We start from the raw sequence: 21,554 nt of genomic DNA on the forward strand, positions 1-21,554 counted from the left end.
AGGGGCGCTCGTGGTGTTCGTGGGGACCTCTGGACGGGGCCGTTTCGATCCCTAAGCGACTTCAAAAGGCGATCTATGCCCGCTATGCCTTACGCTGCGGACATGCCTGTTGTTATCGGTCTGGCGCTGCTGGCCTTCTGGCTCTACTGCCTCTTCGACGTCATCACCACCCCCGAGGAGCACATCCGCAACCTGCCCAAGTTGCTGTGGGTGCTGATCGTGGTGCTTCTGGTCACGGTCGGCGGCCTGCTGTGGATGCTGCTGGGCCGCCCGCTTCAACAGGAGGCGTACACGCCCGGGGCGTCCGGCTCCGGCGGCGGTGTTCCGGGCTCGCCGAAGCGGCGTCCCCCGGCCCCCCGGGGTCCCGAGGACGACCCCGAGTTCCTCCGCAGCCTCGAACGACGCCTGCGCGGGGAGGAGTGAGAACCGAGGCGATCAGGCCGTGAACGCGCTCCCCGCCCGATCCGCACGGCCGGGCGGGGTGGAAAGCGTACGCCGAGCGGCGCTCGGCGCGGTCTCCAAGCGGAGGACGCCAAGGACGTGAAAGCCGCGTGAAAGAACGCCGCGTCGGCCGCCGTCACCCCGAGACGTCGGCGTAGGAGTGCAGGCCGCTGAAGAAGATGTTGACGCCGACGAGGTTGAACAGCAGGCAGCCGCAGGCGACCAGTTGGATGATGATGCCGGCCTTGCCCCGCCAGCCCGCCGTGGCCCGCGAGTGCAGGTAGGCGGCGTACGCCAGCCAGGTGACGAACGACCAGACCTCCTTGGGGTCCCAGCCCCAGTAGCGGCCCCAGGCCCGGTCGGCCCACAGCGCGCCGGCGATGACGGCGAAGCTCCAGATCGGGAAGGCGATCACGATGACGCGGTGCACGATCCGCTCCAGGTCCTCCCGTTCCGGCAGCCGGGCCGCGCCCGGCTTCCTGATCAGGTACAGCACGCCGGTGACGCCGGCGAGGATGAACAGGCCGCTGGCGGTGATGGCCGCGCCCACGTGGATGGCCAGCCAGTAGGAGCTCAGCGCCGGGACCACGGGACCGGCCTGAACGTGCAGGTAGAGCACGGCGAAGCCGAGCCCGAGCGCCGAGGTCAGCGTGACGAACGCGCCGAGGAAGCGGATCGGCTGGCGCAGCGAGAGCACCAGGAACGTCGTCACGGCGGCGAAGCAGATCGCCACCACGAACTCGTACATGTTGCCCCACGGCCAGCGCCCCACGGCGAGGCCCCGGGTGGCGATGCCGGTCAGGTTGGCGGCCCAGCCCAGCCAGGCGAGCGCGACCGCGACGCGGCCCGCGGTGGGCGCCCAAGGCGCGGCGGCGGGCCCTTCCTGGAGGTCCGTGCCCGTGTCCGTGCCCGTGCCCGTGTCAGTGCCAGTGCCCGTGTCGGCCGGTGCGCCGACGGTGACCAGTTCGCGTACCTGCCGCGCGTTCGCCTTCCGGCGGGGGGCGCCGAAGGCCAGCTCCAGGGCGTACCCGATCATGGCGGCCAGGTAGAGCAGGACCGTCGCCAGGATGAGCTGGTCGCTCAGTTGGGCGAGTCCGGTGTTGACCTGATTGCCCACCGTCTACTCCTTAGCGGGCGCGACCGCGAACCGGTCGCGCAGTGTCGTGACGATCTCGTCGAATTCCTCGGTGAAGCCGGCGTTGCCCTCGGTGCGGGACAGGCCGCCGACCTCGATCCTCGCGGTGCCCGTGCCCTCGGCGTCGCCGTCGGGGCGGCTCACCCGTACCCACACGCGGCGGCGGCGCACCATCAGCGACAGCACCAGCGCCACCACCGCCACCACCGCCGACGCCAGCGCGGGCATGCGCCCGGGGTCGTAGGTGATCTGCAGGCTGATCCACTCCTTGACCCCGGTGAACGCGATCGTGCCCGCTCCGTCCGGCAGCGTCAGCGACTGGCCGGGCAGCAGCGGCGCGGACTGCATGACCAGCGGCTTCAGCTTGTCGGTGTCGAGCTGGTAGACCGACTGCGGGCGGCCGTCGTCGAGGCCGAGGTCTCCGGAGAACGCCCACACCTGCATGGTCGGGTTCACCGCGGCGGGGAACACCGAGACGTAGCCGCCGCCCTGGGCGGGGGCGGTGCTGGGCAGGAAGCGCGTCAGGAAGCCGAGCTGCCGAGGCCGGGCGTCGGGCACCTTGACGACGCATTCGGAGGTGAGGGTGCGCTGGTCGGCGGGCAGGCACGGGACCGGGCCGTCGTACGCGACCTGGCCGTCGCCGTCGGTGATCTTCACGACCGGGGCGTAGCCGTGGTTGAGCAGGTACGTCTGGGTGCCGTTGACGTTGAGCGGCTCGTTGACCCGCAAATCGTGGACGCGCTCGGGCGCTCCCGGCCGGTCGGTCACCCGCAGCCTGGCCCAGTAGTCCAGCGCCTGGCCCTGGTGCTCCCCCGCGGTCTGGTACGTGGCCTGGAAGTCCTCCAGCGTGAACGAGAACGGCTCCAGCGACTCGGCGTTCACCCGCGGGCCGGGGACGTAGCGGTCGTAGGCGGCGACGGTGTTGGCGAAGCCGTCGCCCTCCACGACGAGCACGTTGCCGCGGTAGCCGTACAAGGTTCCGGTGCCGACGGCGAGCAGGATGCCGATCAGCGCGATGTGGAACAGCAGGTTGCCGGTCTCGCGGAGGTAGCCCTTCTCGCCCGCGACCCAGTCGGGGCCGGTGGCGACCCGGTAGCCCTTGCGGCGCAGGCGGGCGGCGACGTCCGCCACCTCCGCCCGCCCCTGGAAGGCGGCGTGGCGCGGCAGCCTGGACAGGTTGCGCGGCGCGGCGGGAGGTTTGCGGCGCAGCTCACGGTAGTGCGCGAGCGAGCGGGGCAGCACGCAGCCGACGAGCGAGACGAACAGCAGCAGGTAGATCGCCGCGAACCAGGGGGCGTGGAAGACGTCGAACAGGTACAGCCGGTCCAGCCAGGCGGCGAGGCCCGGGCTGTCGGTGAAGTACTTGGTGACCTTCTCCGGGCTGATGTTGCGCTGCGGAAGGATCGAGCCGGGCACCGAGGCGACCGCGAACAGGAACAGCAGGATGAGCGCGGTACGCATCGAGGTCAGCGTCCGCCAGCCCCACCGCAGCCACGCCACGAGGCCGAATCCGGCGGGGCGCACGGGTTCGGCGGTCACCTCGGCCGCGAAATCACCGCCCGTGCGCTCGGTCTCCGCGGCCTGGTCCTGCGTCGGTCCTGCGTCGGTTTGTACGCCGTCGGCCGCCGTGGCCCGAGGCTCCACGACGGGCTCGGCGGGGCCCTCCGGCCGCGACGCGGGCTCGCCGACCGGGACCTGGAGGCCGACGACGCGCGCGTCGTCGCGGGTCTCTCCGGAGGCTTTGCGTGAGGTCATTCAGATCACCGGCCTGAATCCGCCGATCCACGCCTGCATCCCCGCGATGAGTTCCGTCCAGAGGCCGGTCACGAGCAGCAGGCCCACGGCGACCAGCATGCCACCGCCGATACGGGTGATGAGCCGGGTGTGCCGCCGCACGGCCCGGAACGCGTGCAACGCCTTGCTGTAGGCCAGCCCGGCGAGCACGAACGGCAGGCCGAGCCCGAGCGCGTAGGCGAGCGCCAGCACCGCGCCCCGGCCCGCGCTGCCCTGGTCGAGGGAGAGCGTCATCACGACGGCGAGCGTGGGGCCGATGCACGGCGTCCAGCCGAGCCCGAACACCACGCCGAGCAGCGGCGCCCCGACCAGCCCGGCCGCGGGCACCCGATGGATGCGGTAGTCGCGCTGCAACCCGGGGATGAGCCCGAGGAACGCCAGCCCGAGCACCACGGTGAGCGCGCCGAGCACGCGGGTGATGAGGTCGGCGTTGGCGAACAGCGCCCCGCCGAGGCCGCCGAACAGCGCGCCGCCGAGCACGAACACCGCCGCGAACCCCAGCACGAACAGCGCGCTGCCCAGCACCATGCGCCCCCGTTTGGGGTCGCCGCTCATGCCGGTGACGTACGACAGGTATCCGGGCACCAGCGGCAGCACGCATGGCGACAGGAACGACACGACCCCGGCCGCGACCGCGATCGGCAGGGCCACCAGCAGCGATCCCGCCGCGACCGTGTCGGCCAGCCCGTCAGGTGGGGCCACTGCCCTCACCGCTGACCTTGGTGACGACGTCGAGCAGTTCGGAGTGCTTCACCTCGCCGAGCGCGCGGGCGGCGACGCGCCCCTGCCGGTCGATGACGAGCGTCGAGGGGATCGCCGCGGGCGGGACCGTGCCCTGGAAGGAGAGCGCGATCCTGCCCGGCTGATCGTAGATGCTGGGGTAGCCGAGTTGCCGGGCGCGCTGGAAGGCGAGCGCGTCGGCCTTGCGGTCCTTGAAGTCGACGCCGAGGAACTCCACGCCCTGGGCTTTGGTACGGGCCGCGATGTCCTTGAGCGTGGGGGCCTCGCTGCGGCAGGGCGCGCACCAGGACGCCCAGAAGTTCAGCACGACCACCTTGCCCTTGCGGTCGGCGAGCGACGTGGCGCCCCCTTCGAGGGTCTCGCCCTCGAACGCGGGGGCCGGTTTGCGCTGGGCGGCGTCGAACAACTGCACGCGGCCGTCGCCGGCTACGAACCGGGTGTCGCCGGACGGGTCGGCCGTGCCCTGGCCGCCCGCGCAGCCGGCGAGCGCGGCCATGGCCAGCGCGGCGATCAGGACATTGGCTTTCGTGGACACGGAGGATGATCTCCTAGCACTACACTCGGTAGAGCGCCCACAGTACCGTGTGCAGCGGTCGCTACCGGAATCGGGGTTTCGCCGTCGAATCAGGCACCGGGGGTGGGCTCGGGCCCCTTCAGCAGCGCGCCGGCGGGCTCGCTGTAGCCGATGCTGACCAGGCGGTCGCCGTCGAAGGTGAAGCTGGTGAGGCTCGCGACCGCGCACTGGCGGCGGCGCGGGTCATGCCACAGCCGCCTGCGCTCGGCCGCCATCCGGATGACCCAGATGGGCAGCTGGTGGGTGACGAGCACCGCCTCGTGGCCGCGGGCGGTCTCGCGCGTCTCGTCGATGACGGTCTTCATCCGCCGCATGACGTCGACGTACCGCTCCCCCCAGGAGGGGCGAAAGGGGTTCCACAGGTGGCGGTAGTGGCGGGGGCTGCGCAGCACTCCGCGTCCGACGCCCAGCACCATCCCCTGGAACACGTTGTCGGCCTCGGTGAGCCGGTCGTCGGTCTTCACCTCAAGGCCGAACCGCTCGGCGATCGGCGCGGCCGTCTCCTTCGCCCGTTCCATCGGCGAACTCGCCAGCAGGACCACGTCCCGCTCGGCGAGCGCCTTGGCCACCAGCTCGGCCATCTGCCGCCCGGTCTCCGACAGGTGGTATCCGGGCAGGCGGCCGTACAGGATGCCGCCGGGATTGTGCACCTCGCCGTGCCGCAGCAGGTGCACGATAGTCGTCTCAGCCATGGTGGCCTCCAGCTTACCGTTACGGGGTCGTCAGCCGACGTTCACCGGCGGCCGCGGCTCGATCGGCCGCGTTCATCGGCCGTGTTCATCGGCCGCGTTCATCATGTGATGTACGCGGTGGCGGCGGCCCGAGCCCGCGTCCACCTGTGCGGTCCGTGCGTCCGGGCCGGGGAGAATTTAGAGACGCTCTTTCCAGAAGGGCACGGGAGTCACTACTACTTAATGGTGAGTGGCCTCGCGGTGGTGATGATCCTTGGCGCCGCCGTCGCCCACGCCGGCTGGAATCTGTTCAGCAAACAGGCGGCGGCGGCGGACGGTGTGGTGTTCCTGTGGCTGGTGGCGCTGTGCTCCGTGGTCGTGTGGACCCCGCTGGCGATCCTGTTCGGGTCGGCGCCGACGTGGGGCCAGTTCCTCGCCATGCTGGCCAGCGCGCTACTGCACCTGGGATATTTCGTCGTGCTGCAGCGCGGCTACCGGCACGGCGATCTGTCCCTGGTGTATCCCCTGGCCAGGGGGACCGGGCCGATGCTGTCGAGCGTGGGGGCCGTGCCGCTGCTCGGCGAGCGGCCCACGCCGCAGGAGATCGCCGGGATCGCGCTGATCGGCCTGGGCATCTTCGCGCTCGGTCTGCCGCGTGGCGGGGCCACGAGGGCGGGGGTGGCGGCGTTCGGCTTCGGCGTGGGCACGGGCCTGTTCATCGCGGCGTACACGCTGTGGGACGCGTGGGCGGTGAAATCGCTGGCGGTCAGCCCGCTGGTGTTCAACGCCGTGGCCGAGTGGGGACGGGTGCTGCCGATGGCGCCGTGGGGGCTGTCGCGCCGCGCGCTGATCGGGCCGCTGTGGCGCGCGCACCGATGGCGCATCATCGGTACGGCGGTGCTCAGCCCGTTGTCCTACCTGCTCGTGCTGACCGCGTTGGAGATCGCGCCGGTCACGTCGGTCGCCCCGATGCGCGAGGTGAGCGTGCTGATCGGGGTGATCCTGGGCGGCAGGCTGCTCGCCGAGGGCGACCTGCACCGCCGCCTGGCCGCCTCCGCCGTGATCGTCGGCGGGGTGTGCGCGATCGCCCTCGCCTGACGGCGTCCACGGGGTCCACGGGGTCCACGGGGTCTACCGGCGGGTACGGGAGCCTGACCGCCGTGCGACGGCGTCCGACGGGCCGCCGCTAGCTGGCCGCCTCTAACGGTTCGTCTCGGAGGCGTCGGCGACGATGGTCACCGACGCCGAGCCGATGTCCTCCGGCGCGGCGTCGGCCGGCGCGCCCGCCTCGCGGATGGCCTCGACCGCGGCCCGGATCGCCGGACGGCGTGCGGCGTCGGCCCGCCACAACGCGAACACGCGGCGGACCGGACGCGGCAGGATCGGCACCATGCGCACGTTGTCCGGCACCCATACCCGGCCGAGCCGGGGCACGATGGCGCAGCCGTGCCCGGCGGCGACCAGGGCGAGCTGCGTGTCGTACTCGTCGGCCATGCAGGTGATCTCCGGCTCCAGCTCGGCGGAGCGCAGGGTGAACACCAGCCAGTCGTAGCAGATCTGGCCGGGCGCGCTGCTGATCCACTTCTCGTCGGAGAGCTCGTTGAGGTGCACCTCCTTGCGCCCGGCGAGCGGGTGCGAGGCGGGCAGCGCGACGTCGGCGATGTCCTCCAGGATCGGCGCGCGGGAGAGCCCGTCGGGGATGGACATGGGCTGGTTGGTCCAGTCCTGCACCACGACGAGATCGAGCTCGCCTCGGGACACCTCGCGGATCTGCCGCTCGGGCTCGCGCTCGTACATCAGCAGATGCAGGCCCGGGTGCCGCTCCTTGAGCAGGGCGAGGGCCTGGGGCATGATCCCTCGGGCGGCGGTGGGGAACGCGCCGATGGACAGACGGCCGACGACCGCGCCGCGCATCGCCTCGAAGTCGGCCTCGGCGGTCTCGACCAGGGCCAGGATGCGCTCGGCGTGTTCGGCGAGCAGCCCGGCCGCGTCGGTGAGCTTGACGCCGCGGCCGTTGCGCTCCAGCAGCGGCGCGCCGGTCTCCCGCTCCAGCTTGGCGAGCTGCTGGGAGATCGCCGAGGGCGTCACCATGAGCGCTTCGGCGGCCGCGCCGACGGATCCGTAGACGGCGACCGCGTGCAGGGCCTTCAGCCGGTTCAAGTCCAACATGTAGTGATACTAAACCATGATGTCAAGATAGTCTCGATTGTCCTTCACTGTTTAGTATCGGATAATAAAGACATGCGAAGCATCAACGAACTCTTCACGAAGCGAGTCCATGTCAAGCGTCCCGAGATCTCCTACCTGGCCACCCTCGCCGCCGAGGCCCGCAACAGCCGTGCGGCCGCGGCCAAGCGCAAGAGCCGCTAAGGAATCCGGGACCCGACCACCACACGGTCCCACCGGCAGCCGCCCCGGTCGGCACCCCGATCGGGACACCGGCCCGGTGGGCACAAGCCCCGGCGATCCGTCCTGTGGACGACCGGCCGGGGCCCGAACCTCCTCATCCGCCGCGGGCGAACCCTCGCCGGGCCGCCCGCCTTACCAACCTCACAGGGTCGCCGCGGCGGCCTTCGCCGCGACCGGCAGCGCCTCCACGACCCGCGACACCGCCGCGTCATCGTGCGCCGCCGACAGGAACCAGGCCTCGTACGCCGAAGGCGGCAGATACACCCCCTGATCGAGCATGGCGTGGAAGAACGCCGTGTAGGCGGCGGTGTTCTGCCGCCGGGCCGCGGCGAAGTCCGTGACCTCCTCGTCGACGAAGAAGATCGAGAAAAGGTTGCCCGCGCTCTGCAGCCGATGCGGCACCCCCGCCCCGGCCAGCGCCGCCGACGCCGCCGCGCCGATCGCCGAGGCGGCCTCGCCCACCCGCCGGTAGACCTCCTCGTCGCAGGCCCGCAGCGTCGCCAGCCCGGCCGCGCAGGCCAGCGGATTGCCCGACAGCGTCCCCGCCTGGTACACCGGCCCCTCGGGCGCGAGCGCCGCCATCACCTCGGCCCGCCCGCCGAACGCCGCGGCCGGCAGCCCGCCGCCCATGACCTTCCCGAACGTCATCAGGTCCGCGTCCACCGGGTCGAGTCCGTACCAGCCCGACGGCGACACCCGGAAGCCGGTGAGCACCTCGTCCATGATCAGCAATGCCCCGTGCCGCGCGCACAGCTCGCGCAGCCGCCGGTTGAACCCCGGCAGCGGCGGCACGACCCCCATGTTCGCCGGGCACGCCTCGGTGATCACGCAGGCGATCTCGTCGCCCGCCTCGGCGAACGCCGCCTCCACCGCCTCGACCGAGTTGTACGGCAACACGATCGTGTCGGCCGCCGACGCCCCCGTCACCCCGGGCGTGTCCGGCAGCCCGAATGTGACCACGCCGGACCCGGCCGAGGCGAGCAGCGCGTCCACGTGCCCGTGGTAGCACCCGGCGAACTTCACCACCTTGGACCGCCCGGTGAACCCGCGCGCGAGCCGTACCGCCGACATGGTCGCCTCGGTGCCGGAGTTGACCAGCCGCACCTTCTCCACCGGGGCGACCCGCGCGACGATCTCCTCGGCGAGCTCCACCTCGCGCGGGGTGGCCGTGCCGAACGAGGTGCCCTGCGCCGCCGCCTCGGTCAGCGCCGCCACCACCCGAGGATGGGCGTGCCCGAGGATCATCGGCCCCCAGGAGCAGACCAGGTCCACGTAGCGGTTGCCGTCGGCGTCGGTCACGTACGGCCCCTGCCCGGACACCATGAACCGGGGGGTGCCGCCGACCGCGCCGAACGCGCGCACCGGCGAGTTGACCCCGCCCGGCACCACGGCCCGAGCGCGTTCGAACAGCTCCTGCGACCTCTGGCTGCCCACCGGGCGCCCTCCGCTTCGCTCACTCACCGCACCAGGGTACGGCCCGCCCCCGGCGCCTCGGGATCGGTGCCCGGGCGGCGCGAGAGGCCCATGGGAGCCTAGTCGAGGGCGTCGGCGAGCCGGTCGAGCACCCGCAGCGGATCGGGCAGGGCCTGCCCGGCGGGCGGGCGCAGCCAGGCGACCGCGCCGCCGCCGGGCAGCGCGGACGGCGGGGCGAGCACGTAGCTGTCACGGCAGTGCCAGCGCAGCCCCGGCGTGTCGTCGATGGTCTCGGGGTCGCAGTCGAGCTGACAGGACCACCACTCGTCCTCGTCCTCCGGCGCGCCCCTGGTCGCGACGAAAAAAAGGACCCGGTCGCCTCTTTCGGCGACCGGGCCGGTGGGGACGCCCGCGGCGTCCATGCTCGCGAGGGCTTGCAGGCCGGCGGCGTGCGGCACGTCGAATACGTCGAACACCCTGCCGGTCGGCAGAATCACGTTCGCCTCGGGCTCGCGCTCCCACCACCGCCGCAGCACGGCCGGATCGGTCGTGGCCTGGAGGCTCCAGGCGGGCGACAGCGGGTGCGCGCCCGGGTCGGGACAGCCGACGCGGTCGCACGAGCAGGCCCGGCCTCCCTTGCGCAGCGGATGCGCACCCGGGATGATCGGCCAGCCCAGCTCGGCGTATTCGAGCACCGCGCGGCTGACCTCCGCCGACCCATGCCTGCGCCGTTTCGAACGACGAGTCAGCGGAACCCCCACCATGCACGCTCCTCCCCGAGCCTCCGCCGGCCCTCACTCCTCTACCGCGAGCACGGTCCTCAATCCGGCGGATGACATCAGGATAGGACCCGCGCCATCTCTGTGGCCCAGTAGGTCAGGATCAGATCGGCTCCGGCGCGGCGGATCGCGACCAGCGACTCCATGATCGTACGCTCGCGGTCGAGCCAGCCGTTGCGCGCGGCGGCCTCGATCATCGCGTACTCGCCGCTGACCTGGTAGGCCGCGACGGGCACGTCCACCTGGTCGCGGACCTGGCGGATCACGTCGAGGTAGGCCATCGCGGGCTTGACCATGACCGCGTCGGCGCCCTCGGCGAGGTCGAGCCGCACCTCGCGCAGCGCCTCCCCGATCGGCCCGGCGGAATCCTGCTGGTAGCCGCTGCGGTCGCCGAACTGAGGCGCGCACTCGGCCGCGTCGCGGAACGGGCCGTAGAACGCCGAGGCGTACTTGGCCGAGTAGGCGAGGATCGGCACGTGGGCGAAGCCGGCCCCGTCGAGCGCGGCCCTGATCGCCGCCACCTGGCCGTCCATCATGCCGCTCGGCGCGATCATCTGGGAGCCCGCCGCCGCCTGCGCCACCGCCGCGGAGGCGTAGCGTTCCAGCGTGGCGTCGTTGTCCACCTCGCCGGATTCGGTGAGCACGCCGCAGTGGCCGTGGTCGGTGTACTCGTCCAGGCAGGTGTCGGAAATGACGACCAGCGCGTCGCCGACCTCGGCCGCCAGGTCGCCGAGGGCGAGCTGCAGGATGCCCTCCGGGTCGTCGGCCGCCGAGCCGCGCGTGTCCTTCACCGCCGGTACGCCGAACAGGATGACGCCGCCGACGCCCGCCGACGCGGCCTCGTGCGCGGCCTTGCGCAGCGAGTCGCGGGTGTGCTGGACGACGCCCGGCATCGAGGCGACCGGAGCTGGCTCGGCGATGCCCTCCTTGACGAACATCGGCAGGATGAGCTGGGACGGGTGCAGGCGCGTCCCGGCCATCATCCGGCGCATCGGGGCGCCGCGGCGCAGCCGACGCGGTCGCGCGACCGGAAACTCGGCACTCATTCGAGCCTCTCCCTCACCTTTGTCGCTGGGTTTGTGGCTGGGTCTTGTCGCTGGGTTGGTGGCTGGGTTTGTGGCTGGGTACGGCTACTTGGCGCGCCGCCGGGCGCCCCGCCGCGTCTGGGACGGCCTGCGGGGCGTGTCCCCGGCGGCGAGGGCCGCCTGCCGCTGCTTGGCGCCGTACTCGGCCAGGGCCGCCGCCAGAGCCGCCGCGGACGGTTTGTCGGCCATCACATCGACCCGGAGCCCGAACTCCTCGGCCGTCTTGGCGGTCTGCGGCCCGATGACCGAGATGACCGTCACGTTGTGCGGCTTGCCGGCGATGCCGACGAGGTTGCGCACGGTGGAGCTGGAGGTGAACAGGACCGCGTCGAAGCCGCCGCCCTTGATCGCCTCCCGGATCGGCGCGGGCGGCGGCGCGGCGCGCACGGTGCGGTAGGCGGTGACGTCGTCGCACTCCCAGCCCATCTCGGTGAGCCCGGCCACCAGCGCCTCGGTGGCGATGTCCGCGCGCGGCAGCAGCACCCGGTTGATCGGGTCGAGCATCGAGTCGTACGGCGGCCACTCCTCAAGCAGGCCCTCGGCCGACTGCTCCCCGGTGGGCATCAGGTCCGGCTTGACGCCGAATTCGACCAGGGCGCGGGCGGTGGTCTCCCCCACGGCGGCGACCTTGAGCCCGGCGAAGGCGCGCGCGTCCAGCCCGTACTCGTCGAACTTCTCACGCACCGCCTTGACCGCGTTCGTCGAGGTGAACGCCACCCACTCGTAGCGTCCGTTGATCAGGCCCTTGATCGCCCGGTCCATCTGCTGCGGCGTACGCGGCGGCTCGACCGAGATCGTGGGCACCTCGACGGGCACCGCGCCGTAGGAGCGCAACTGCTCGGTGAGCCCGGCGGCCTGCTCCTTGGTACGCGGCACGAGCACCCGCCAGCCGAACAGCGGCTTGGTCTCGAACCAGGACAGCCGGTCCCGCCCGGCGACGGCGTCGCCGACGACGATGATCCCGGGCTCGGTCATCGCCGCGTGCTTGAGGTCGGGGCCGAGCCGGCCGAGCGTGGAGACGACGGTGCGCTGCTCGGTCGTGCTGCCGTCGACGGTCACCGCGACGGGCGTGCGGTCGGACCGGCCCCCGGCGATCAGCGCCTTGGCGATCGGCACCGCCTCGTCCACTCCGTGGTAGATCACCAGCGTGCCGTCGAAGTCCGCGTGCGCCGACCAGTCCTCCACCCGGGTCGCGTCCACGACGCGGAACTCCGGCGCCGTCGCCGCCGCCGGGATCCCGGCGTACACCGGCACGCCGGTCGCCGCGGGGACGCCCGGCACGATCTCGAACTCGATTCCCGCCTCGGCGCAGGCCGCGACCTCGTCGGTCACGTCGGAGAAGAACATGGGATCGCCCGAACACAGCCGGACGACCATGCGGCCCGCCTTGCCCGCCTCCAGCATCCGGGCGAACGCCGCCTCGGCGCCCTCGGCGAGGTCGGCGACCTCGACACCGGCTCGGCAGTGGCGCAGGTGCGCCTCCTGCGCGGCGCGGTCCAGGACCACCAGGTCGGCCTTGGCCAGCAGGTCCGCCCCACGCAGGGTGAGCAGGTGGGCGTCGCCCGGTCCCGCACCGACGAACGCGACGATCTGACTACCGGAGCTCAATGGTTCCGCTCCCCCATCAACGTGCCGGCCCCTTCGGCGATCATGGCCGCCGCGCAGGCGCGGCCCAGATCCATGGCCGCCTCGGCGGGTCCGGCGGTGGACTTGCGCACCGACCGCGTGCCGTCGATCGCGATCACGGCGGCGGTCAGGTTCAGTGGGTCTTCTCGGTGTGCTTGCCGTGCATCGTGTGCTTGCCGTGCATCGTGTGCTTCCCGTTCGAGATGTGCCTCTCGTTCGAGGTGTACTTCCCGTTCAAGCAGCGCGAATGCGCCCACCGGAGCGGCGCACCCCGCCTCCAGAGCGGCGAGCACGGCCCGCTCGGCCGTGACCTCGGCACGGGTCGCGGCGTCGTCGAGCACGCCGAGAAGCTCGATCAGGTCGGCGCGGCCGGCGAGGCACTCGACCGCCAGCGCGCCCTGCCCGGGGGCGGGCAGCATCTCGTCGACCTCGAAAATCTGGGCGATCTCGCCGTCCCGGCCGAGGCGGTTGAGCCCGGCGGCGGCGAGCACGATCGCGTCCAGTTCGCCCGAGGCGACCTTGCCGATCCGGGTGTCGAGGTTGCCGCGGATCGGCACGCACTCCAGGTCCTCCCGCAGCGCGAGCAACTGCGCGACCCGGCGCGGCGACCCGGTGCCGATCCTGGCCCCGCGCGGCAGGTCGGCGAGCTTCGCCCGGCCGATCAGGACGTCGCGCGGGTCCTGGCGGGGCGGCACGGCCGCGAGCGCGATCCTCGGGTCCGGCGCGGTGGGCAGGTCCTTCAGCGAGTGCACGGCGAAGTCGATCTCGCCCGCGATGAGCCTCTCGCGCAGCGCGCTCACGAAGACACCGGTGCCGCCCAGTTGGCTGAGCGCGCCCTTGGTGACGTCGCCGACCGTGGTCACGCCGACCAGTTCGACCGCGCGCCCGGTCAGCTCGGTGAGCCGGTCGGCGACCTGCCGGGACTGGGTGGTGGCCAGCTCGCTCCTGCGTGTGCCCAGTCTCAGAGCGTTCATGGCGTCTCCTCGCGTGTACGGCCCGCCGCCGTCGGACGCAGGCCGGCGGACCCGGTACGGCACCGCACGCCGCGAAGACGTGTACCAAGAACGGCGACGACCAAGCCGTCACGCGCATACCCCGCGCCGCCGGGGCCCGCCTGCGCCCCCCGCAGCCATCGGGGCCCGCGGGACCCGCGGGGGCTCGGGGACACGGGTCGTACGGCCGGTCGGCGACACGCCGGGAGAGCCGGCCCACGGGGGCCGGCGTCTCCGGGTCCAAGCCAGAACCTCAAGGCTACTCCAGATCGGCGCGCGGGTCGTTCGGGCGGGGGACGCCCGCCTCCGGGATCCCGCGCTCGGGGACGTCGGCCCGCGACACCGCCTCGGGGGCCATCGGGTCCAGGTTGAACAGCTCGCGCAGCGCCTGGGCGTACTGGTCGCCGCCCGGGGAGGCCGCCAGCCGCTTGACCCGCACGGTGGGCTCGTGCAGCAGCTTGTCGACGACCCGCCGCACCGTCTGGGCGACCTCGTCGCGCACGCGCCCGTCCATCTCGGGCAGCCGGGCGGCGAGCCGCCCGAGCTCGGCGTCCACGACCCCGGCCGCCTTGCTCCGCAGCGCGACCACCGTCGGGGTCACGCGGGCGGCCCGCGCCGCCTCGAGGAAGGCGGTCACCTCGTCGGCGACGAGGCGCTCGGCCGCCGCGATCGCGGCGCCGCGCCCGCCGTCCCGACCGGCCGAGCCGACGCCGGCCTCCTGCATCGACTCCAGATCGACGAGGGTGACGCCGGGCAGCAGCCGTACCGCCGGGTCGATGTCGTGCGGCAGCGCGAGGTCGAGCAGGAACAGCGGCCGGTCGGGGACGCGCCCGCGCACGGCCGCGCTCACCATGTCGACGGTGACCACCAGGGTGCCCGCGCCGGTGCACGAGACGACCAGGTCGGCGTCGGCGAGCTCGCCGGCCACGTCGGCGAACTCGACCGCCCGGCCGCCGACCGACTGGGCGAGTTGCAGGGCCCGGTCGTAGGTCCGGTTGGCGATCACGATGTCGGTCACCCCGGCCCGCACCAGGGTCGCGGCGGTGAGGGCGCTCATCGACCCGGCGCCGACGACGAGGGCGTGCCGTCCGGCGAGCGGGGCGGCGAGCACCTTCTCCGCGAGGTCGAGGCCGACGCCGATGAGGGAGGCGCCCGCCCGGTCGATGCCGGTCTCGGTGTGCGCGCGTTTGCCCACCCGCAGGGCGTACTGGGCGAGCTCGTTGAGGGTAGTGCCGACCGTGCCCTCCTGCTGGCCGAGCCGCAGGGCCTGGCGGACCTGGCCGAGGATCTGCGCCTCGCCCACCACCATCGAGTCCAGGCCGCAGGCGACCGTGAACAGGTGCTGGACGGCGCTGTCCTCGTAGTGCACGTACAGGTGCCGGGTGAGCTGCTCCTGCGGCACCCCCGAGTACCTGCTGAGCAGGTCGGTCACGGCGCACACGCCGCCGTGAAAGCGTTCCACGTCGGTGTAGACCTCCACCCGGTTGCAGGTGGAGATCACCATCGTCTCGGCGACGTGCTCGTCCTGCTGCACGTCGTGTATGAGCTTCTTCAGCGCGTCCCCGGCGACCGCCACCTTCTCCAGCAGCGCCACCGGGGCCGTGCGATGACTGATTCCCACCACCAGCACGCTCACGGCGTCTCCTCCGTCACCGCCGCGGCCGTGCGGTCGTGCCTGCCGGCGCGTCGCCTAGCCTCGCTCACTTCGCCCCACTCACTGCGTTCGCCTCCATACGACCGTGTCGCGGTGACGTGCCCGCTTTGGTCGGCCCGCTCATCGCGTCGCCCTCCGCGGCGCTTCGCCGAGCCCGCTCTTCTCATGTCCAGTCTGCTCGCGTCCGCTCATCACGCGTCCGCTCAGCATGTCCATTTCGGTCCATCCGTCCTCCGACGCCGCGCCCTCGCGCTCGGCCTTGCGCTGCTCGTGGAAGGCGAGGATCTGCAGCTCGATCGAGAGGTCGACCTTGCGCACGTCCACGTTCTCCGGAACCGAGAGCACGACCGGGGCGAAGTTGAGGATGCTGGTGACGCCGGCGTCGATCACCCGGTCGCAGACCTGCTGGGCGGCCGGGGCCGGGGTGGCCAGCACGACGATGGAGACACCGCGCCTCTTGATCACCGCCTCCAGGTCGTCGATGTGCTCGACGACCAGGCCGGCGATGCGGTCGCCGACCACCTCCGGGTCGGCGTCCACCAGGGCGGCGACGCGGAACCCGCGGGAGACGAACCCGCCGTAGTTCGCCAGCGCGCGGCCGAGGTTGCCGACCCCGACGATGGCGATCGCCCAGTCCTGGGTGAGGCCCAGCTCGCGAGAGATCTGGTAGATCAGGTACTGCACGTCGTAACCGACGCCGCGGGTGCCGTACGAGCCCAGGTGGGACAGGTCCTTGCGGAGCTTGGCGGAGTTCACGCCGGCGGCCACCGCGAGGTCCTCCGAGCTGACCGTCGCCGTCCCGCGCTCGGCCAGGCCGTTGAGCGCGCGCAGGTACAACGGCAGCCGGGCGACGGTCGCATCCGGGATGCCACGGTCGCGCGGTTGCGGGGTTCGGCGTGTCACTTGCCGGAGCTCCTGGGGGACGGGCGGCCGGTGCGCCCCGGCCGCTCTCGCGGATGCGACGGATGTCGAGGTGAAGGCGCAGACATCCAGGTTAGTCCCTTTGTGAAGGGACGCACAAAGTGACTGCACCTGTCCTCACCGTCCTGGAGGATGTCACCTCAAGGGTCCCAGGCGTGCCCGCCGGTCGCGCGCGCGGCCGGCGCCAACCCCCGTACGCTTGGCCTATGGCGTCCCGCGAGCATCACATCACCCTGTACGGCAAGCCCGGCTGCCACCTGTGCGACGACGCCCGCGCGATCATCGAGCGGGTCGCGGGCGAACTCGGCGTTACTTGGGAGGAACGCGACATAACGGCCAATGAGGACGATTACGCCAAGTACTGGGAGATGATCCCGGTCACCTTCATCGACGGCGTCCAGCACGATTTCTGGCGCGTCGACGAGGCCCGCCTGCGCGCCGCCCTCACCGCCTGAGGGATCTGCGGGCGGCCCTCCCCCGCCGCCGCGGCGTCCGTGATCCCCGGAAGATCGTCAGATGCGGAAGGCGGTGGGGAGGGGCGCCACCTTGGCGCTGTTGACGTTGAGTTCGATGACGTTGGCGGCCAGCACGTGGGCGACCCGCTGGCTGGCGAAGCGCGCCATGTGGGGCTGGCGCTGGTGCTCGTGGTAGGCGACCTCGTCGCGGTAGAGCTCGTACACGATCCGCTGCAGCGGCGCGGACTTGACCGAGTGGCAGACGAAGATCAACGTGTCGGGCTCGCTGCGCTTGACCGCCTCGATGGTCTCGGCGGCGAGCCGGTCAAACGCCTCGCCGGAGCCGTCCATCAGGGTGAACACGGTGAGCAGGCCGTAGATCCCAGGGGCGATCCCGCCGTCCATCGGGTCCGGGGTCGGGGCCGGGGCGACATCCCGGGCCATGTCCCGTACGTCCCGTGCGGCAAGATCGGCGGCCGCCTCCCGCGCGGCGAGATCGGCCGGGGTGAACAGCGCGCCGGTGGCGGGCATGTCGATGTCCGGGCCGACCGGTCCCATGGGCCCCACCGGGCCTTTCGGGCCCGTCGGCGCGGCGTGGCGGGCGCCGTTGGGCGGGGTGACGGCCATGTCGGGCGGCGGGGGGACGGGGGACATCATGCCGCCTGTCGAGGGGCCGGTGAACGGGCCTGACCGCATCCGCGCGGCGTAGTCGACCTCGCCGGTCTCCCCCGCCCGGTACTCGGCGACCAGGTCGCCCAGACCGGAACGGCGCGGCGGGGGGCCTCCGGGCCCGCCCGGAACGCCGCCCGGACCCGCCGGGCCGCCGGGACCCGCGTGCGCGCCCTGAAGGCCCGCGGGGCCCTGCGCGCCCGCGAACGGCCCGCCCGCGACGGGTTGCCGTGGCTGTTCGAAGAAGCCGCGTTCGGTCGGGGCACCCACCGGCGACGGCGGCGCGGCGGGGTGCCCGAACGGTCCGGCGGGCTCGGCCGTACCCGGGGGCCCGAAGCCGCGTTCCGGTCCGCCCACGGGCCGCGCGCCGGGCGGGCCGCCGGGACGGCGCTCGCGGGCCGCGTCGGGGGACTCGCCCAGTCCCTGCTCGAAGGACCGCGCGGGTTCGTCCCGCCGTCCGCGGCGCTGCGGGGGCTCCATCGGCCACTCCTCGTCCTCGTCGTCGTCTTCCTCGTCCTCGTACGGCGCCAGCGGACGGGCGACGACGTACCAGACCGCCCCGGCGGCGGCGGTGAACACCAGCGCGCTGGCGATGCCGGGCACCGGAAACCGTATCGAAGCCTCCAGCCCGATGCCGACGGGAACCAGCACCACCAGGGCGTGCATGTTGTCGGCGTCGAGATCGTCGCCCTTGCGCCAGCGCAGCAGGGAGACGATCAGGGCGATCAGCAGGATGAGCAGGACGATGCCGTGCGTGCCGGTGATCAGGTACTTGGGCAGGACATCCCAGTGCTCTTCGCCCAGGGGCAGCGTCTTGTCCATCGTGCCGGCCCCCTTGACCGGGTCGAGCACGAGGATCACGCTCGCGACGATCGTGAAGGCGATGCCGAACAGCCAGGTGACGAACTTGGCCGGTACCTTGAGGGCCAGGAGCTGGACCACGCCGAGGGCGAGCCACAGCGGGGCGAGCAGCGCGCCGGTGAGCTGATGGATCCGGAAGGTCACCGTGCCGAAGCCGACCAGGTGCCCGGTGGCGATCACGCCCAGCGAGACGCAGAGCGCCGCCGTCGACACCGCCCATGCGATGAGCCAACCCTCGCGATCGTCCCGGACGCGCCCGATCAGGACGCCGGTGGTGATCGCCGCGAGCAGGGCGCCGGCGAACGCGGTGACAGCGACGAGAACTTCCATGGTGGGACCAATGCTGCCGGACATTACCGCCCAACCGGTAGCCGATGTCCGGACTCGTGACGGTGAAACCGGTGCCGGTGGCGGGCCGGCGGGGCGTCGGGCCACGCCGCCGAGCACGCGAATCCCCCGATGGGACCCGATGGGAACGGTCCTTCGCATGGTCACGGTTGGGCGAAGCCCAGATAACGGGAGAAGTAGATTGTGTTATTTAGTGAAGGTTCCTAGAGTAAGCCAACGCCGTTTCCCCTTCCCCCACGGGATACCGGATGTCGAACACATGGCCGTTCGCCGGGCTGGCACCTCCCGCACATGGAGTGGTCACACCCGTACGAAACGGCAAAAGATCCTCGCGTGATCATGCATCACCCGACGTCAGCAGGCTGCGCATCCTCGTCCTTCGCGCCAAGACAGGCGACGCGGAGGCCTTCGGCGCGCTCTACGACCGCTACCTGGACCTGGTGTACCGGTACGTCTACTTCCGCGTCGGCTCGCACACGCTCGCCGAGGATCTGACGAGTGAAACGTTCCTGCGGGCCCTGCGCGGCATCGCCGACTTCACCTGGCAGGGCCGCGACTTCGGCGCGTGGCTGGTCACGATCGCCCGCAACCTGGTCACCGACCACTTCAAATCCGGCCGCTACCGTCTGGAGGTGACCACCGCGGAGGTGCTCGACACCCCACTGGACGGGCCGCACATCCCGGAGAACGCCGTGGTCAACAACATGATCACCGAACGGGTGCTGCGGGCGGTGCGGGAGCTCGGGCCCGATCAGCAGGAGTGCGTCATGCTGCGCTTCCTGCACGGCATGACGCTCGCCGAGACCGCCCTGATCATGGGCAAGAACAGCGGCGCCATCAAGGCGCTGCAGTTCCGCGCCACCCGCGCCCTCGCCCGCGCGCTGCCACGGGAGCTGCACCTGTGAATGTGAGGTGAGTGTCGTCCGGCACGTAACCCGCGGCGCGGCCCCTCGTTGGTTGTTGTGCGGGAAATCACCTTCCGGGGGCGGGAGCGTTCATGGACGACAGGCGGCCTTCACGATGCGGGTTGGGCGGGCGCGGGAGCGCCCGGCACGCCCGCCGTGACGCCTCCCACGACCCTGACCTCCAGGATCCCGCCTTCAAGGACCCAACCTTCCGGGACCCGACCTTCAAGGACCTCGCCTTCAAGGACCCGGCCGCCTCCGCTGCGCACGAGACGGCCGCCTCCGCCGTGCACGACCCGGCCGCCGGGCTCCCCGGCGCGTCCCGCGACGACCCGGCCGCCCGCATCATCGCCCGGCTCGCCGACATCGGCAGCCGGCTCGGCGCGCAGCCCCGCCAGGAGTTCCGCGCGCGGCTGCGGGAGAGCCTGCTCAGCGCGCACGAGAGCGGCCGGCAGGCCGCCGGGCGGCACGCCAGGCCCGCCGCCCGCGCCGCCGTGCCCCCGCCGCCCCCGATCCGGACGTCTTTGCTGGTACGGCTGCGCCCGGCCGTCCTCGTCCTCACCTTGGTGGCCGTGACGCTCCTGACAAGCTGGGGCACGCACCGTGCGGTGCCCGGGGACATGCTCTACCCGCTCAAGCGGGGCGCGGAGTCGGCGCTGGTCAAGCTGAGCATCGACGCGACCTCCCGGGCCGAGCGGGAGCTGGCGACCGCGCGCAACCGGGCCGCGGAGGCCGCCAAGCTGGCCGAGGATCCGAAGGCCAAGAAGCTGCTGGACGCCACGATCGACGACATGGCGTCCTCGACCCGCTCGGCGCTCTCCACGCTCACGCGCGTGAAACCCCGCAACACCGGCAATAGCCGAAAAATCCGTCGCTTCGCCACTGAGCAGCGCAACGTGGTCGAACCAATACTTCCTTCGCTCAAGGGAAGCAGCAGGGAAAAGGCCAACGCCTACCTCCACCTGATCCAGCGCTACGAGGCCCCCTAGCGGCAAGCGCCACGCTGCTGGCCGTACCGATTTCGGCTACCTAGGGCCGTTAAGCTGGATTGCCATGAGACGGCTATGGCGACGACGGGAACGCGCGGAGCTGGCGGGAGAGGTGGCGGCCGCCGCCGCCCGGCCGGTGCCCAGCGCCAACCCCGACCCGACCGCCGCCGCGTTCTTCGACGTGGACAACACGATGATGCAGGGCGCCTCCATCTACCACTTCGCGCGGGGGCTGGCGGCACGGGGACTGTTCACCACCAAGGACCTGCTGTTGTTCGCGCTCGGCCAAGCGATCTTCCGGATCCGGGGCAACGAGAACCCCGAGCACATCGCCAAGGCCAAGGAGACCGCGCTCGCCTTCGTCGCCGGCCTCAAGGTCGAGGACGTCATACGGCTCGGCGAGGAGATCTACGACGAGGAGATGGGCTCCCGCATCTGGTCCGGCACCCGCCAGCTCGCCCAGAACCACCTCGACGCCGGCGAACGCGTCTGGCTGGTCACCGCCACCCCCGTCGAGCTCGCCCAGGTGATCGCCCGGCGCCTCGGACTCACCGGCGCGCTCGGCACGGTCGCCGAGACCCGCGACGGCATCTACACCGGACGCCTCGTCGGCGACCTGCTGCACGGCCCGGCCAAGGCCGAGGCGGTGCGGGCACTCGCCCGGCACGAGGGCCTGGACCTGGCCCATTGCTCGGCCTACAGCGACTCGGCCAACGACCTGCCGATGCTGCGGCTGGTCGGCAACCCCGTCGCGATCAACCCCGACGCCGAGCTGCGCGAGGAGGCCAGGGCAAACGGCTGGGTGATCAAAGATTTCCGTTCCGGACGCAAGGCCACCATGGTCGGGCTGCCCATCGCCGCCGGTGTGGGCGCCCTCGCGGGCGGCATCGCGGCCGGCATCGCATTACGACGGCACTACCGCTCGGTCTGATCGCTACCGGTCGGCGACGCGGGCCCTCGGGCGGGACTCACCACCCCTGATCCCGGCAATCCAGCAGGTTAACCGCACAGCGCCCGGGCGTCGGGACTCGCCAGGGCTAGGCCTAATCCCGGCGGTCAAGCAGGAAGCCGACGCAACCCCGACCACCGCGT

Annotated in this window: 21 protein-coding genes; 7 read left to right on the forward strand and 14 right to left on the reverse strand. The window is 72.1% G+C overall.

Annotated elements, in window-relative coordinates; genetic code table 11:
* The first annotated feature begins 102 nt into the window (after window positions 1-102).
* Window positions 103-423: a PLDc N-terminal domain-containing protein gene (locus AB0K60_RS26700; protein ID WP_364060587.1), complete on the forward strand. Its 321-nt coding sequence runs from the start codon at window positions 103-105 to the stop codon at window positions 421-423.
* 154 nt (window positions 424-577) lie between these two features.
* On the opposite strand, the gene ccsA is transcribed toward AB0K60_RS26700, so the two are convergent.
* The 5 genes from ccsA to AB0K60_RS26725 all read right to left on the reverse strand — a co-directional run bounded on the left by ccsA (window position 578) and on the right by AB0K60_RS26725 (window position 5,377).
* Window positions 578-1,558, reverse strand: a complete 981-nt coding sequence (gene ccsA, locus AB0K60_RS26705) for a cytochrome c biogenesis protein CcsA (RefSeq protein WP_364060590.1) — start codon at window positions 1,556-1,558, stop codon at window positions 578-580.
* Between the two features lie 3 nt (window positions 1,559-1,561).
* Window positions 1,562-3,331 carry a cytochrome c biogenesis protein ResB gene (locus AB0K60_RS26710; protein WP_364060593.1) on the reverse strand — a complete coding sequence of 590 codons (1,770 nt, stop codon included), beginning with the start codon at window positions 3,329-3,331 and terminating at the stop codon, window positions 1,562-1,564.
* Window positions 3,332-4,054, reverse strand: coding sequence for a cytochrome c biogenesis protein CcdA (locus AB0K60_RS26715; RefSeq protein ID WP_364060860.1), 723 nt, complete (start codon window positions 4,052-4,054; stop codon window positions 3,332-3,334).
* A 4-nt stretch (window positions 4,055-4,058) separates the two neighbouring features.
* The gene (locus AB0K60_RS26720) at window positions 4,059-4,646 is read right to left on the reverse strand and encodes a TlpA disulfide reductase family protein (protein ID WP_364060596.1); all 588 of its coding nucleotides are present in this window, start codon (window positions 4,644-4,646) and stop codon (window positions 4,059-4,061) included.
* A gap of 89 nt (window positions 4,647-4,735) precedes the next feature.
* A complete protein-coding gene (locus tag AB0K60_RS26725; RefSeq protein ID WP_364060599.1) occupies window positions 4,736-5,377 on the reverse strand; it encodes a histidine phosphatase family protein in 642 nt (213 codons plus the stop codon).
* Window positions 5,378-5,623: 246 nt separating this feature from the next.
* Between AB0K60_RS26725 and AB0K60_RS26730 the strand changes: the two genes are divergently transcribed.
* Window positions 5,624-6,454: an EamA family transporter gene (locus AB0K60_RS26730; RefSeq protein WP_364060863.1), complete on the forward strand. Its 831-nt coding sequence runs from the start codon at window positions 5,624-5,626 to the stop codon at window positions 6,452-6,454.
* A gap of 102 nt (window positions 6,455-6,556) precedes the next feature.
* Here AB0K60_RS26730 and AB0K60_RS26735 read toward each other — a convergent pair whose 3' ends face one another.
* Complete coding sequence (locus tag AB0K60_RS26735) at window positions 6,557-7,525, reverse strand: LysR family transcriptional regulator (protein WP_364060602.1); 969 nt, start codon at window positions 7,523-7,525, stop codon at window positions 6,557-6,559.
* A gap of 72 nt (window positions 7,526-7,597) precedes the next feature.
* On the opposite strand from AB0K60_RS26735, the gene AB0K60_RS26740 reads away from it, so the two are divergent.
* Window positions 7,598-7,726: a hypothetical protein gene (locus tag AB0K60_RS26740; RefSeq protein WP_364060605.1), complete on the forward strand. Its 129-nt coding sequence runs from the start codon at window positions 7,598-7,600 to the stop codon at window positions 7,724-7,726.
* 180 nt (window positions 7,727-7,906) lie between these two features.
* Here AB0K60_RS26740 and hemL read toward each other — a convergent pair whose 3' ends face one another.
* From hemL to AB0K60_RS26775, 7 genes are all read right to left on the reverse strand, one after another.
* Window positions 7,907-9,199, reverse strand: coding sequence for a glutamate-1-semialdehyde 2,1-aminomutase (hemL, locus tag AB0K60_RS26745; RefSeq protein WP_364060866.1), 1,293 nt, complete (start codon window positions 9,197-9,199; stop codon window positions 7,907-7,909).
* Window positions 9,200-9,297: 98 nt separating this feature from the next.
* The gene (locus AB0K60_RS26750) at window positions 9,298-9,942 is read right to left on the reverse strand and encodes a bifunctional DNA primase/polymerase (protein ID WP_364060608.1); all 645 of its coding nucleotides are present in this window, start codon (window positions 9,940-9,942) and stop codon (window positions 9,298-9,300) included.
* Window positions 9,943-10,016: 74 nt separating this feature from the next.
* A complete protein-coding gene (gene hemB / locus AB0K60_RS26755) occupies window positions 10,017-11,003 on the reverse strand; it encodes a porphobilinogen synthase (RefSeq protein ID WP_364060611.1) in 987 nt (328 codons plus the stop codon).
* Window positions 11,004-11,087: 84 nt separating this feature from the next.
* Complete coding sequence (locus tag AB0K60_RS26760) at window positions 11,088-12,650, reverse strand: bifunctional uroporphyrinogen-III C-methyltransferase/uroporphyrinogen-III synthase (RefSeq protein WP_364060614.1); 1,563 nt, start codon at window positions 12,648-12,650, stop codon at window positions 11,088-11,090.
* Window positions 12,647-13,642: a hydroxymethylbilane synthase gene (hemC, locus tag AB0K60_RS26765; RefSeq protein ID WP_364060617.1), complete on the reverse strand. Its 996-nt coding sequence runs from the start codon at window positions 13,640-13,642 to the stop codon at window positions 12,647-12,649. The genes AB0K60_RS26760 and hemC overlap by 4 nt, the downstream gene beginning before the upstream one ends.
* Window positions 13,643-13,919: 277 nt before the next feature.
* Window positions 13,920-15,296, reverse strand: coding sequence for a glutamyl-tRNA reductase (locus tag AB0K60_RS26770; protein WP_364060620.1), 1,377 nt, complete (start codon window positions 15,294-15,296; stop codon window positions 13,920-13,922).
* A gap of 138 nt (window positions 15,297-15,434) precedes the next feature.
* The gene (locus AB0K60_RS26775) at window positions 15,435-16,217 is read right to left on the reverse strand and encodes a redox-sensing transcriptional repressor Rex (RefSeq protein ID WP_364060623.1); all 783 of its coding nucleotides are present in this window, start codon (window positions 16,215-16,217) and stop codon (window positions 15,435-15,437) included.
* 224 nt (window positions 16,218-16,441) lie between these two features.
* On the opposite strand from AB0K60_RS26775, the gene AB0K60_RS26780 reads away from it, so the two are divergent.
* The gene (locus tag AB0K60_RS26780) at window positions 16,442-16,690 is read left to right on the forward strand and encodes a glutaredoxin family protein (RefSeq protein ID WP_364060626.1); all 249 of its coding nucleotides are present in this window, start codon (window positions 16,442-16,444) and stop codon (window positions 16,688-16,690) included.
* A gap of 57 nt (window positions 16,691-16,747) precedes the next feature.
* Here AB0K60_RS26780 and AB0K60_RS26785 read toward each other — a convergent pair whose 3' ends face one another.
* The gene (locus AB0K60_RS26785; protein ID WP_364060629.1) at window positions 16,748-18,550 is read right to left on the reverse strand and encodes an antibiotic biosynthesis monooxygenase; all 1,803 of its coding nucleotides are present in this window, start codon (window positions 18,548-18,550) and stop codon (window positions 16,748-16,750) included.
* Window positions 18,551-18,816: 266 nt separating this feature from the next.
* On the opposite strand from AB0K60_RS26785, the gene AB0K60_RS26790 reads away from it, so the two are divergent.
* The 3 genes from AB0K60_RS26790 to AB0K60_RS26800 all read left to right on the forward strand — a co-directional run bounded on the left by AB0K60_RS26790 (window position 18,817) and on the right by AB0K60_RS26800 (window position 21,393).
* On the forward strand, window positions 18,817-19,473 hold the full coding sequence (locus tag AB0K60_RS26790) for a sigma-70 family RNA polymerase sigma factor (RefSeq protein ID WP_364060632.1): 657 nt from the start codon (window positions 18,817-18,819) through the stop codon (window positions 19,471-19,473).
* A 92-nt stretch (window positions 19,474-19,565) separates the two neighbouring features.
* A complete protein-coding gene (locus tag AB0K60_RS26795; RefSeq protein ID WP_364060635.1) occupies window positions 19,566-20,462 on the forward strand; it encodes a DUF5667 domain-containing protein in 897 nt (298 codons plus the stop codon).
* A 64-nt stretch (window positions 20,463-20,526) separates the two neighbouring features.
* Complete coding sequence (locus AB0K60_RS26800; protein WP_364060638.1) at window positions 20,527-21,393, forward strand: HAD-IB family hydrolase; 867 nt, start codon at window positions 20,527-20,529, stop codon at window positions 21,391-21,393.
* Window positions 21,394-21,554 lie beyond the last annotated feature (161 nt).

This window comes from Thermopolyspora sp. NPDC052614 (assembly GCF_040678635.1).
In the GTDB taxonomy this organism is placed as follows: domain Bacteria; phylum Actinomycetota; class Actinomycetes; order Streptosporangiales; family Streptosporangiaceae; genus Thermopolyspora.